Source organism: Neoasaia chiangmaiensis, assembly GCF_002005465.1.
Taxonomy (GTDB): domain Bacteria; phylum Pseudomonadota; class Alphaproteobacteria; order Acetobacterales; family Acetobacteraceae; genus Neoasaia; species Neoasaia chiangmaiensis.
In genome coordinates this window covers 183,280-196,513 of sequence record NZ_CP014691.1, presented here as the reverse complement: position 1 = coordinate 196,513, position 13,234 = coordinate 183,280, and the positions used below count along the sequence as shown (strand labels likewise).

At 62.1% G+C, this 13,234-nt stretch carries 8 protein-coding genes; all 8 read right to left on the bottom strand.

The genetic code is table 11. The annotated features are described in order from the left end of the window. Positions 1-3: 3 nt before the first annotated feature. Positions 4-1,155 carry a peptidoglycan-binding domain-containing protein gene (locus A0U93_RS00910; protein WP_077805706.1) on the bottom strand — a complete coding sequence of 384 codons (1,152 nt, stop codon included), beginning with the start codon at positions 1,153-1,155 and terminating at the stop codon, positions 4-6. Positions 1,156-1,160: 5 nt separating this feature from the next. Beyond that, positions 1,161-2,819 (bottom strand): ATP-binding protein, encoded by a 1,659-nt coding sequence (locus A0U93_RS00905; protein ID WP_077805705.1) that lies wholly within the window; start codon positions 2,817-2,819, stop codon positions 1,161-1,163. A gap of 160 nt (positions 2,820-2,979) precedes the next feature. Then, positions 2,980-3,531 (bottom strand): type VI secretion system-associated protein TagF, encoded by a 552-nt coding sequence (tagF, locus tag A0U93_RS00900; protein WP_077805704.1) that lies wholly within the window; start codon positions 3,529-3,531, stop codon positions 2,980-2,982. Continuing rightward, entirely contained in the window at positions 3,531-6,971 is a 3,441-nt protein-coding gene (tssM, locus tag A0U93_RS00895) for a type VI secretion system membrane subunit TssM (protein WP_077805703.1), read from the bottom strand. Before tssM ends, tagF begins: the two co-directional genes overlap by 1 nt. Then, a complete protein-coding gene (gene icmH / locus A0U93_RS00890) occupies positions 6,968-8,320 on the bottom strand; it encodes a type IVB secretion system protein IcmH/DotU (RefSeq protein WP_077805702.1) in 1,353 nt (450 codons plus the stop codon). Before icmH ends, tssM begins: the two co-directional genes overlap by 4 nt. Further along, a complete protein-coding gene (tssK, locus tag A0U93_RS00885; protein ID WP_077805701.1) occupies positions 8,302-9,627 on the bottom strand; it encodes a type VI secretion system baseplate subunit TssK in 1,326 nt (441 codons plus the stop codon). Before tssK ends, icmH begins: the two co-directional genes overlap by 19 nt. Continuing rightward, positions 9,624-11,228 (bottom strand): type VI secretion system-associated FHA domain protein TagH, encoded by a 1,605-nt coding sequence (tagH, locus tag A0U93_RS00880; protein ID WP_147151190.1) that lies wholly within the window; start codon positions 11,226-11,228, stop codon positions 9,624-9,626. Before tagH ends, tssK begins: the two co-directional genes overlap by 4 nt. Before the next feature lie 116 nt (positions 11,229-11,344). Continuing rightward, positions 11,345-13,147, bottom strand: a complete 1,803-nt coding sequence (locus tag A0U93_RS00875) for a type VI secretion system Vgr family protein (protein ID WP_077805699.1) — start codon at positions 13,145-13,147, stop codon at positions 11,345-11,347. Positions 13,148-13,234 lie beyond the last annotated feature (87 nt).

Here is a 13,234-nt window from a genome sequence, read left to right as displayed (position 1 = left end):
GTCTTATTTGCCCGCCAACTCGTTCTGTTCATCGGGCGTCAATGTTCCTGTCGCCTGATGACCCAGTTTCTCCTGATAATGCCGAATGGCCTGCACGGTTGCGACATTGCTGATGCCCGATACCCTGCCATGATAGAAACCCTTCGCTAGAAGGCCAAGCTGCACCTGATGCACCGCAGGATCGGCCACCACACGTTTTGCAGGCGGATGGCGCACCACGGCAGGTTTGACGGAAACAGGCTTCGTGGCCGCGGGCGGCGCGGCGGCCTGCGCCGCTTTCGGTGCCGCCGCCTCGACGGCCGGTTCGGACGGCTTGTTCACGGGCTTCGGCGCAGGTGTATCTGCCGTCGCTGAAGTCGGCGAGGATTGAGCCGAAGAACCATTTGCCGCAGCGGGATGAGCGGTATTGTCGTCTGACTTGGCGGCAATCGTCGGCACGGCTACCGGCGCCACGGTCGGCGGCGGCGGTGTTGCCGACCTTTCAGCAGGCTGCACGCCAAGGAACGCCGATAACATGGCATCGCCATGCCCCTTCGCGGCTGCGGTCAGGCGATCGATCAGGGTGGCCGCATCGGGCGCCTGCTCAATCGCGATCAGACGCGACGTATTGGGCTCTGCCGCACGCCGCCACTGCTCGCCTGAATTCTCGGAGAGGCTCGTTCCGGAAATCGGCACGATGTCGAGCGCCGTCAGGCCGCCCGCCCCCGCGACACGCGCGAATGTGTCGGCACTGACGCCATTCCGACTCAGGTCGCGATTGTCAGCGGCAAGGTTTGCCGGCGCAAGGTAGAGTTGCCCCTCGGCCGAAGCGCCTTGAGCGCAGGCCACGACCATTCGCGGTTCGCTGCTTCCCTGATTGCCGAGTTGCAGCAGGACCATACGAAGCGCATCGACCGTCGGCACGGCAGGGCGTGCGGTCGGGATGCCGATTGCGTCGAGTGCGTCCCGCAAACCAGACAATGCAGTCGAGCAGGCCGCCGGTTTCATATCCTTGCCTGCAGAGAGGTCGATCAGCGTCACCAGAGAGGGCCTGGCAGCCGCCTGGCCCGCCGTCAGCAGCATTCCGCCTGTCAGCATGGCAAGTGCGCCGAGACGCAAAGCGCCCTTGTCACGCGCCGAACCGCCTGCTCGCGCTGAAATCATTATCTGACGCATGGACCTCACTTCGTCGCTCCCTGGGGTGTGAGCACGGCTGCATCGGCCATCAGGCGCATGCAGGCCGCAATCGCGGAATTATTTTCCGATCCGGCCAGCCACATCGGCCGACCCGCAATCTGACCGAGCGGCGTCGCGGACATTCGCCCCGGCATGAGTATCGTCAAAGGCAAAGCACCTGGTAATGAACGAAAACGCTCCGCCATGACGATGCATCCGTCAAGATCGGCGCGTTCGGTGCACAGCATGATCGCGCAGGGCCGAAGCGGATCATACGCAATCGCGCCAAGTGCTGCATCGATGCTGGCGTAGCCCTCCGGCTCGTAATTGAGTGCGGCAACAATGTCCTCGAACCGTTCGCGCACCGCATCGCGCGCGACGATCAGAACCGGCTGGCCGGTGCCGTTTTCAAGCGCAGGCCGTCCTTCGATCTCACGGGAAATCGGAAGCCAGACCTCGAAAGTTGTACCGCCTTCAGGCGGATCGACGATGCGGATCGCCCCGTTGTGGTCACTGACGATATCCGCCACCGTCGACAGCCCAAGCCCGGTTCCGGCGGGGCGCGTCGTGTGGAACGGGCGAAAAATCGTCGCGTGGGAGGCCGGATCGATGCCGACGCCGGTATCCTTCACCTCGACGACCAGATAGGGTCGTTCTTCCAGAGCGCCGATCTGCATGGCAAGGCGACCATGGCCTTCTCTCACCTCAATCCGCAGAACTATGCGCCCACGGTCGGGAATAGCCTGCATACCGTTGCGCAGAAGATTGAGAATGACCTGCTGCAGTTCGGTCGCCCGCCCATGAACGCGCTCCTCATCTCCTCGATCCTCAAAGGTGATAGTGATCCGCTCGGGTATCGCTGGACGGAGCAGTTCGAGCGTTTCGTTGGTCAGTCTCGACATTGAGATGGGTGCGCTTGTTATATCCCGCTGCCCGAAACCCAGTATGCTTTCGATCAGTTCGGCCGCCCGCTCGCTCGCATTGCGGATCGCCATAACGGCATTGTATCCGCGCGGCTGGTTCCGCAGTGCATCCAGCGCAACTTCGGTCTGCCCAAGCATGGCCGCCAGAACATTGTTCAGATTATGCGCCATCGCCACGGCCGTCGTTCCTGCGACGTCAAGCTTCTGACTCTCACTTAAACGGCGCAGGAGTATCCGCCTTTCCTCGGCGGCATTTTCACGTTTCATGGCCGCTGCAATCAGCTTGCCGATCCGCCGGGTCAGAGATAAGAAATCCTGCAAAAAATTTCCCGCAGGTTTTTCACGCCATCGCAACACAAGTGTGTCGCGGCCATCGAAACGCTGCGCATAAACCGTTGCGCCAGATTTCTGCCAATCCGTCAGTTCAAAGAATTCATCACCACCATTTTCCAGAACCCGACGTATCCAGTCACCCGATGGCAGATCGTCTTCAGATGTCGATGAGACAAGGCCATACCGCTGGCTGTCATCATGCCTCAGGATGAGGGCGCATTCGGCCCTACAGGCCGCCGCCAGATCGCGCAGGACCTGGCGTGTCGTCGTGCGTATGCTGGAGGACGCGCATGCCGCAAAGGCACAGGCGATATGATCGAGAAGCGCATCACCATCTCGGGCAGCAGTCGTCTGGAATGCAGTGTCGCAAGACGGCAAACGGTCAATCTGCGGGTCACCTGCGTGCATCAATCACCGATTTCCCATAACTGTGGTGCGATGCATAAGAACTCCGGATGAATCTTGATACGGACAGATCATGGAAGTTGGTAACATATATGCCACGACCTATCTTCTGCTTCGCATAAATTTCATCTGCCGGCATCAATATTTCATATGGTCGTGTTTTTTAAGTCCCTGTCGGCGGTGTGCCGTCCAATAACCAGTCGAATGCCGCGCCCACCGGCAAGGCGCCATGCAATGTTCCGCCGCCCGCGTGATTAACGCACCACCAGACGTCGAACACGGGCGCGGCTGGCGGCCAGGGCGCCTGCCCGGTCGCGATCAAGGCTTCCTCCAGAACGCCGATCGTCTGTGTCCGTTCGATTGCCTGCCGAATGACCGTGTCATAGGAAGGCAGTGCCCGGAAAGCTGCCATTGCCGGATCGTGCAGGATGGCAAAGAGAAAGGGAAAACACCGGCCAACGGAGTCGATGCTGGGTGTCCAGATGCCCGTCACCGCGTGAAGAGGGTCCAGAACACCGGGTCGCACCACGAAACACCAGCTCGGCGCCGCGTGCCAGATGCCGTTAAAGCGCGCGCCGTGCCGGTGTTCGGCGTCCCCTAGTTGCGTATCGATCCATCGATCGAGCCTCGTTACGACCTCCTGCGGAAAACCTGCCTTCAGGAAATCGCCATGTGCCGGCAGTTTTCCCCAGTATCCGGCAAACGGTTCGAGCATCAGGGAACCTCCGGGCAGGAGAAACCGGATAGCAGGGCAAAGGGCGACGCACCTTTGGCACCCGAGATCGATACCGTCTCACCATCCGAATAAAGCGCGCCGGTCCCTTGGCTAATTCCCTTCTGCAACAGGCGTGCAAGACCCCAGATTCCATCGCCACGCTCCAGTTCCTGCGGCTTACCATTGCGTGTGCGGGAGATGACAGCCGGAGAAAGCCCGTCGGATCCGGGCCAGGACAGCGTGACCGGCACATCGGGCCGAACCGTGGCGCTCCCAAGATTCATTGCCATGTCACTATCGCCCTGAAGCCTGATCGTCAGGCTGACAAAAGGCGCACCGGCAGCCGGAAAGAACGTGTCACGGATTGCGGCAGAACGTTGAAACGCAGGAAGTTGCGCGGCGGTGAATGGTGCGTGCACGCCGCCAGCATCATGCAGGCGCCACGTGGAGCCACTGCGATCCACGAACGGTGCTACGGACTGCTCCACATAACGATCGAGCAAGCCACCCGGTGCGAACACACGTATAAAGCCTTCCAGTGGCGCATCCTGCGTCGATGTCGGGTCGAACGGGAAATGCCCCTTCACCAGCGCACGGCAAGCAGCACCGGGGCCGGCAGCACTGTTGAAGGTGTCGGAGGCGGTCGCTTTTGCCTCCCGCTCTCGTGATGCCTGTCCAGAGTCCGCAATTTCACGCAACCACGTTGCAACCGGCTGCGGACGCCTTGACGCCTCCGCGCGCAGCCGCTCGCCCGGGTCGGGCATGGCAAGACCGGTAGCTGAACCGGATTGCTGCGACACGCCCCCAAGAGCGACGGCGTTGTCAAGCTGGCCGATCAATGCCGTAACGCTTTCGATCGGCGGCGTGCCGCCCGTCGCCGGATGAAGCATATCCGCCAGTGGTGCGATGGACGCATTCCACGCCGCCGCCTGGTCGATGGCATCGAGCGAATCCACGCCCTCCCCGGCACTTACGGGCTTCGCTTCAGCGCCCGGGGCCGATTTCTGTCCAGCGGGCGCCGGAATGGTCTGGGCAGCAATGATGGACCTGACCATGTCGCGTAGCGGCGATTGCGGAGACGACAGCAGATAAAGTGCGCCGGATACCTGGGACGGTGAACCGCCGATCCGTATTGTCAAATCATTCAATATGCCGGACCAGTGCGCACGCGCATCATCGCTCCACAAACGTGCGACACTCGCTTCCAGCGCCGATGCGTCGCTGCCGCGAACCGTCATGGCCGTATCATGCCCCACAACCCACGACTCATCCGCGACGGCCTGTGCAGCAGCCGGCAATTGTGGACGCAGTATCCGCGCGTAACCCTCCCCCGTGAAGAAAGCAGGAACTCCATCGTTCAGCGGCGCGCCACTGCGCCGTGCAAAGACAGAATTCTCCATATTGCCGACAGCGTCCTGCGGAGACCAGCCATGAACGCCCGCAGGAACCGGCAGATCGCGCAAGCGACTGTAAATCCGCTGCGCAGGTGTGACATGACCGAACGCAATGCGTGCCTGCTGAACGAGTTTTCCATCCAGCATCGCATCGTCGGGAACGGGATTTGCAAGCAGCGCCGCGAGATGAACGCCAAGCCGCTCACGCAACGCACGGTTCAGGGCTCCGGGGTAACGACGCTCCCAGTCGGCGGCGAACCAGCTTTCGACGATCTCCGGATCGCGTGGCCCCAACCCTCCGAGCAACAGATAAACCCGGGTTGCGTCATACAGAAATGACGGATCCTGGAAACGCTCCCGCATATCGTGTTCGAGCCGCCAGAGAAGGCGCGGATACAGGACACGCGCCAGCGCATTGTCGTAGACACCACGGCCGGCCTGTTCCGCCGCGGCATCGGACCCAAGGCGCAGACGCCCCACCAGACCGCCGCTTTTGCCGTAGGCTAATGCCCGGGCCTGATCCAGCGCGTCCGATACGGCGGGAAGATCGGCATCGCGATCCACGCTTCTGCCGACAAGCGGCGCGACGGCATCGTGATAGGCAGCAAAACGGGCAAATCGCTCCTGCACCATCGCCCGCGCCTGCCGGTGTCCTTGCCAGATCAGCATGACGCCCAGAAATGTCACGACGGAAATGACGCCGAAGGCTGCCGCGCGCAGTCTGCGCCGTCTGCGATACCGTTCCGGCGCATAGACGCCGAGCAGGGCTTCGCCAAGAATGACATCACGCATGAGCCGCGTCAGAAAGTAAGCACGCCCCCGTGCCCCCGCCGGCGGGCCGGAGCGTTGCTGGTCAATCCCGAAGGATCGGGCGAGCGCGCCCGACAGACGGTCGAGCGGCGCACCGATCTGCGTCGCGGATGTCATGTAGATCCCGCGCAGGAATGGCGGCTTGTCGATCCGACTACCGCGAAAGGCGCTATTGAGGAAGGCGCTCATCGGCTCCGCAAGACTTGCGACCTGAAGCGGAAAGCCACTCATGACGGCACGTCGCTCCGGCGCGCGCTCCGCCTGAAGCCTGTCGATCAGCCGCCTGTCCAGTTGCGCGATGAGCTGATCGAATTCGTTCTGGAAGTGCTCGACACCGCCATCGACCGGAAAGGTCATGCCCCAGACCTGCCCCCGGCTCGCCGTATCGAGATCATCGAAGAACATGTCGAAACCCGTGAGCCGGTCGATCTTGTTGAAGATCAGATAGACCGGAATCCGGACGCCAAGCTTCTCCGTCAGTTCGTTGATGCGCAGCCGAACCTGCCGCGCATGGGCCTCGCGCGTTTCCGGGGAACCGGCCGCGATATCGAGCAACGAGATCATGACGATCACGCCGTTGATCGGCTGGCGCGGGCGCGTCTTGCGAAGACTGTCGAGGAAGCCAAGCCAGCCGGCGCGATCGACAGCCTTGGCGCTGTCCTGTGTCGTGTATCGCCCGGCAGTATCGATGAGCACGGCCTCATCGGCAAACCACCAGTCGCACAACCGCGTTCCCCCGACGCCGCGCAGCGAGTCCTCACCATCGGCTTCCAGCGGGAAATGAAGACCGGAGTGACGCAGCGATGTCGTTTTCCCCGAGCCCGGCGGGCCGATCAAAACATACCACGGTAGATCGTAAAGCCGCCGCACGCCGCGCTTGCGCAATGTGGCCACAGCTGCGGAAAGGCGGCGACGCAGTTCACGCACTTCATCACTCGCGGCCTGACCGTCCCGCTCTCCGTCGTCCCGGTCGGCCTTGCCACCGCCCGTGAGCGTTGCGCTGAGATCCTTTTCCTCCCGACTGCGACGACGTTGAACGAGCCATGCGACCGCGAAGACCGCGACCCATACAACAGCGATGATGCCGAGACGCCGCCCTGCCGGCAGAAAAAAAGGTGAGAGTGGCAGGTAAAACCAGAGCAGCCCCGTCAGGAGCGCGGCGATCCCGAAAGCCTGCGCCCAGCGATTGCTGACGCAACGTTGTACAAGGGCGAGCAACGTGTAGAAGACGCTCACTGCGGGCGACCCTCCTCGACAACGATTTCAACACGCCGATTGGCGCGACGCCCCGCCTCCGTCGCATTGTCGCCGACAGGCGACTGCGCTCCCTGCCCGGACGCGGCAATGCGTGTCGCCCCGACATATGGCGCGATCACGGCCGCCGCTGCCTGTGCCCGTGCCAGTGACAGCGCATAATTCGACGGAAACGCCAGCGTGCGGATTGGCTGGGAATCGGTGTAGCCCACAACGTTCGTGTGGCCCTCGTTGCGGCCGACTGCATCCCCGACGCGGCGCAGGACCGCAATATATTGCGGCAGCACGGTCGCCGCGCCCGTTTCGAACATGCCTTGGCTTTGAAGACGAATAATAGGCACGCGTTCGGTTCCCGCTACACTCAATACGCCGTCGTGGATGTCGGATTGCAACGCCGCGACCAGTCGCGCACGCAAAGCATCGCGATGCGGGACGACCGGCGGCGCAACCACTGGCGCCGGCCGCGCGATCGCCGGCATGGCGTGGGGTGGCAGACCGGTAGCACCGGCGAGCAGGGAATCGGATGCCGCACCCGTGGCCAGAAGCGCCAGGGCATACGCAATGCCCAGTATTCCCGTGCCGAGAGCCATAGCCAGCCATAACGGCATCTCGAACCGCAGGGGTCGATACGGCTCCGCCACGCCAACCCAATGACGCGACAGATCGGCCGCCGCCGCACCGCGAATGCGCACGATTGCTGCATAGGTTTCCTCGCGCACGCGTTCCAGTTCGGCAGGTCCGCGTGGCATGAGCCGATACTGCCCCTGCATGCCGAGCGACATACACAGATACATCAACTCGATGACGCCGATATAGGCGTTCGGGCTCTCCAGCAGCTTGCGCAGAATTCCGAAGAACCGTTCGCCGCCCCGGACATCACGATGATAGGCAGAGGTCAGCGAAAGGTCTGCCCATGGTCCATGCGATCCCCACGGCGTGCACTGCACCACATCATCCAGACTCGCGCACATGACATAATGCGCCAGGCGGATCGTCTCCGGTGGCAGCCGCGCCTCGCGCAGTGCCGCGCCATAGCGCTCAATCTCACGCGCGGCCCGCTCACGCAACGCGCTGGCGTCCGGCACGCTGACGGTATTGCGCAGGCGTGCCATCAGGGTCAGCAGCGAACTTGCACAGGCGACGATCGGCGACTCTCCCCCCTGCGGCAAAGCCGAGAACTCGATATCCTGATCTTCGGCCCTTTCGACCGGTGCGAGATTCTGCCGCGCGGAAAGGGCCGAGACAGCTTCTCTCGGCATGATGACGGTGCGATCGTCGTCATCCGGTTCCGCAAAGGGGTTGTTCATCCCGTTCACGCCCGGATTGCCCATAGTTCCAGCCTCAGGTTAGGGAAGTCATGCGACACGTGGATGGCAAAACCTGCTGAATGGCGCAGCGCGTCCCACTGCGTGGAATGGCGCTCCAGCTCGAAATACAGCGCATTGGAAATGAACGGCATCTGGCGTGGCGCGACAGGCAACAACCGAAGCTCGATTCCCGGCAGCGCCACGTTCACCAGTTCCCGGATATGCTCGACGGCACCGATCTTGACGGTCGTCGGGAAAACGCGCCTCAGCGTCTCGATCGGCACATCGGCCCGAACCGCCAGAACGATGCTGCCGCCGGTCAGGATCGTCCGGTCGGCGATGGCGCCGACGCTGACACCATGTCTGTGTTCCTTGAGCGGGATCTGAACCGCGGTCTGCTCCAGGACGCTGGAAAGTGCGCGCCGGATCGCGGCCGTCACCGGCCCGAAGCTACGATGCAGGTCGTCATGCCGATAAGGCTCGAAGCGGTCTGGACGGCGCGACGTTTCGGTGAAGGTTGACAGTTCGCCCGCCATGGTCAGCAACAGCCGGAACAGTTCCTCCGGATGGATACGCGCGCCGTCAGCCAGATGCGCCGTCAGCGGCTGCCAGCCGTTGAGCGATTGCAACAACATGAAATCCGCGATCTCCGTGTTGCTGCGCGCGCCGATTGCGCTCAGCCGTCCGGCGATCGCCTCGCCACGCTGATGCAGGATCCCGGCCAGTTCGATCAGCAGGTTGGCCAGGATCGGCGTTGCCGCGCATGTCAGGACCGGTGGAATCCATGTGGCATCCAGAACGACGCGACGATCCGCCGCCACCTCGACGATCCGCGCCACGGAGAGGCAGTGATACCCCGCCCTGTCATCCGTGCCGAGCATCAGGCGGGGCGCCAACTGTCCGACCGTGATCGTCGCGGGGTCGGGTGAACCGCTATGCGTGTCGTAAATCTCCTGACTCGTTCCCGAAAAGCGTGCCAACCCCGAGTCGGCGCTGAATTCCATGCGGCCCGGCCCGGCGATTGGAATGGCCAGATAGACGAGCACATCACGCGCGCCATCCGGGACCGATAACGGCGGAGGCAGCAGCGACTCGTCCGGGGCGGAAAAGCGCGTGCCGTCCCCGAAAATCCCTTTTGCCGTCGACAGGCCGATGCGTCCGGACGCCAGCAGATCGCGGGCAATGTCGAGTTCGGCAAATCCCCAGCCATAGGCGCGCGTCAACGATAGTCCCTGCGCCAGATCGTGCGCACTCCATCGATCCTGCTGCTGGAAATGCTGCGCACGCAGGAACATGCCTTCCTGCCAGACGACCCGGCTACCCCAACTCATCGGCCTTGCTCCGGCGGCAACCGGGAGAACGCAGTTTTGTTCGTTCTCCCGCCGCTGCTGCCAGCGCCCTCGATTTCAGCACGCGCAGCTTCATAGGCGCGCCCGAATGCCCGACCGAAGGCGCCATCGAGGGTCTCCGTCGCCACGTCCGCGGTCTCCTGATAGTGACGCACATAGGTCGTCCAGGCCTTTGCCCGACGAAAAAGGGAAAGGGGCTGGTCGGCGGGATAGGACAGCAGTTCGAGCACCGCAGCGGGGCCGTTGGCGGCGAGAAACTCGCGCACCGCCGGCTCGATGGCGCGCGTAAGCGCCATCTCGTGAACCTGTATATCGCGCAAGGCATCCGCAACGGCATCCGGGCTTGAGACACCGGTCCGGCGCCCCACGCCAAGAAGTGCGGCAAGAGCGTCATCGTCGTCGACCGCGAATTTCAGGGGATTGTTGCCGAAAGGCTGGATCATGGTCTGGTCGATGCGGAACTCGCCCTTGATCTCGGCGCGAGCGATCATCGCGCGTCGCAACCCGACGACGAACGCCCTGAACGTCTGGCCAAGCCCTTCGAAAAACGCTTCGGCCGTTTTCGAAGGCGCGCCTTCAAGGCCGGCGCCACGCATGAATGCGGCGATAATGGCGGCGCCATCCGCCTGACCGGGCAGTCCTGGTCGTGTGGCCTCGACCGCGATTTCGGAATCCAGTCGCACCGATAGCGGATCGATTCCATGGTCAGGCCTAACGCCTGGAGATGCCGTTTCAGCCTGCGACACCTGGGTTGACGTTGGCGCGACCGGCGCCGTGAACAGTCCTTTCGGCGATCCGTCATCGTGTTCCGATGGCTCGTCCGCCCCAACAGGCGGCGGCGCTTTCGGATCAGGCGCGATCGGCGGCATTTGACGCGTTTCCGGTGCACTCCAGTCTTCCGGCAACAGCTCGCTGGCCGGTCGTGGCGGCTGGAAAGAGTCGTGCAGGCCGGTCGTCTGGGGCGCTACGGAGGACACGTCTCCCGATGGCGTTCCGGCTCCGAGATCAAAACCCGAATCGTTTGCACCGAGCGCGAAATCGAACGGATGGATGATCGACAGCGTCTCGCTTGAACTCCGTCCGTAACGGGGAGACGTCGTCTCGAAAAACGGCGCGGCATCATCGGGGGGCATTTTGCGCGTGTACGAACTCTCCCGCCTGTCTCCAGGCTCGCCTGCATCCTCGAAAGGATTGGAAAATTGCGGTAACGGCGCATTGACGAGCGTATCCTGTGGCCGGATGCCGATGCGCGTCGGCTCGTCCTCGGTCGTCGGGCCGAAGACCGCGTCCATCTCGTAGCTGCCGCAGCCAATCCGGTCGCCATCATGCAGTTCGTGCGGCACGCCCGGGGGGAGCGTCCGGCCGCCGACCGTCGTGCCGTTGCTGCTGAGATCGGTGATCGTCCAATGGCCGTTGCGCCAGACGATCTCGCAATGACGTTTGGACAGGAGGCGTTGTGGGTCGGGCAGCACCCAGTCGCAGTGCGCCCCACGCCCGAGAGACGCATGCCGATTATGGACATGAAACGCCTCCAGCCCAACGCCGGATGGCGTGCGGCGCGGCACAAGCGTAAGTTCTGCCATCTCCTGTTCCTTCCCTCCATGCCGGAACGAATTGCTGTTCCGCCCGGCATTCACAACCCTTTTCCTGCCGCCGTCGCCGCGCGATAGCCGATACTATGCCAGTCGATCGGGCAAAGTCAGGGCTGTATACGGACTATGCCACCCTCGATCGTCACTTCCGCTTCTCCTTCGACGGAGACCTTGGGCGAACGGATCGTCACCCCTGCCGGCGACAGGGTGATTGACGAAGCGCCGCATATCAGACGAATTTCCTCCGCGGCCTGAACCGTGACTGTTTTCGAGTCTGCCTGCACGCGGATATCGCCCGTACGGCTGTTCAACGTCTCATCGCGCTCCACGACCGTGGTGCGGTCGCGTCCGACCTCCGATGCATGATCGCGCTCCACCTCGACGCGATGGTCGCGCTGGGCATGCAGGAAGAACATTTCCTGACCCAGTTTGTCGTCGAACGAAAGCTCATTGAAGTCCGCCGTGCCACCCCCCATCGTGGATCGGCTTCGGAAGCCCATCTTCGTCTTTTCGGCAGGCAGGCTGAACACGGGCTGGTATTGTTCGTGATAAAAGCAGCCCATCACAACCGGATTGTCGCAATCGCCACTCATGAACGAAACGCCGACTTCCGTTCCGACACGCGGAAGATGTTGCCAGCCCCATTTATTCCCGGCCCATGGATGCATGACACGCACCCAGGTCGCCATGCCGGCGACCGTGTCCCGACGGTGGTCGAAAAGCAGGCGAACCTTGATGCGCCCCAGTCGATCGACATGGATTTCCTCGCCGCCCTCGCCCAGCACGATAGCGGAATAAATCCCGGGCATCGAGGGGCGGGAAATTGTCAGCGGTTCACGCCATGGCAACGATGAAGCAAACGCCGAGAACATGACGTGATAAGTTGACGGCGCAGTACCGCCAAGCCAGCTTTCGTCCCGCGCGACATGCTGCGCGGCCTGCACGACATATTCGTTCCCGCCCGATGCGGGATTATTTTCAATCTGGAAACGAAATCCGGCACAGAAATGCGGGTCGTGGCACAAACCTGACGTGAGTCCAGCCGACGCCGCACTGGCCTCGAGCGCATAACGCGTCCGATCGCGTGCAACATCATTTTCCGTGGTCATCGCAGGCCAGACGAAATGACGCCGCTGCCCCGAGCCCGGGCCGGCGTCATCTGCGACGGTCTGGCCGGTGACAGGACTCAGGGGACGGGTAGGATCGTAATCCTGATGCACCGCGACACCCGGTGAAACCATTTTTGCCGTTCGCCACTCGCTGATGATATCAACATTGTCTCCCTGCATCATCACGCGATGAACTGGATCTGCCATCGTTCGGAAGCCCTGATTGGTATTCGTTACAACCAGGGTATGTTGTGATTTCTCATGCACGAAATAATAAAATAGCCCACTTTCCTGCATGATGCGCTGGCAGAACGCGAGATCGCTTTCATTGTATTGGGTCGTGTACTCTCTCACCGGCTGACTGCCCGTCACACGGAAATCGACCGGCTGGACAGCATGATCGGCGAACAACTGCCGCAAAATTTCCACAGCTGTTTTCTTCTGGAAAATTCGACAGTCACTTGTCTGGGACAGGAACCATAAGGATGGCACGACGTCGAGGTGATATTCCCAACGTCCACGGTGTTCCACACCGCTGGACGATACATGACGGACGAGACCGTTGAAATATCGATCGATGCCATCTTTGCGGCGTATTGTAACGGTTACGGGCTTGTGAAGCAGGGAGTCCGGCGCGATCTGTTTTTCTGTCGAAACGACATCAAGGCCAATCAGATAAGGTGCGCTCAGCTGCTCGGTCGCATGCAGGCCAATGGCGTGCAGGCTACCTTCCTGATACGGCTTCGTATCATCGCCCAGAGGCGACGTCAGAAGAAGGAGGTTCTGGAGTTCGCCTCCCATGGCCTCCACTTTCGTTTAGGGTTCAATGCCTGATGAATAGCGCGATCATATGACGGTGCTGCATGCCGTTGCGATGCAGCACCCACC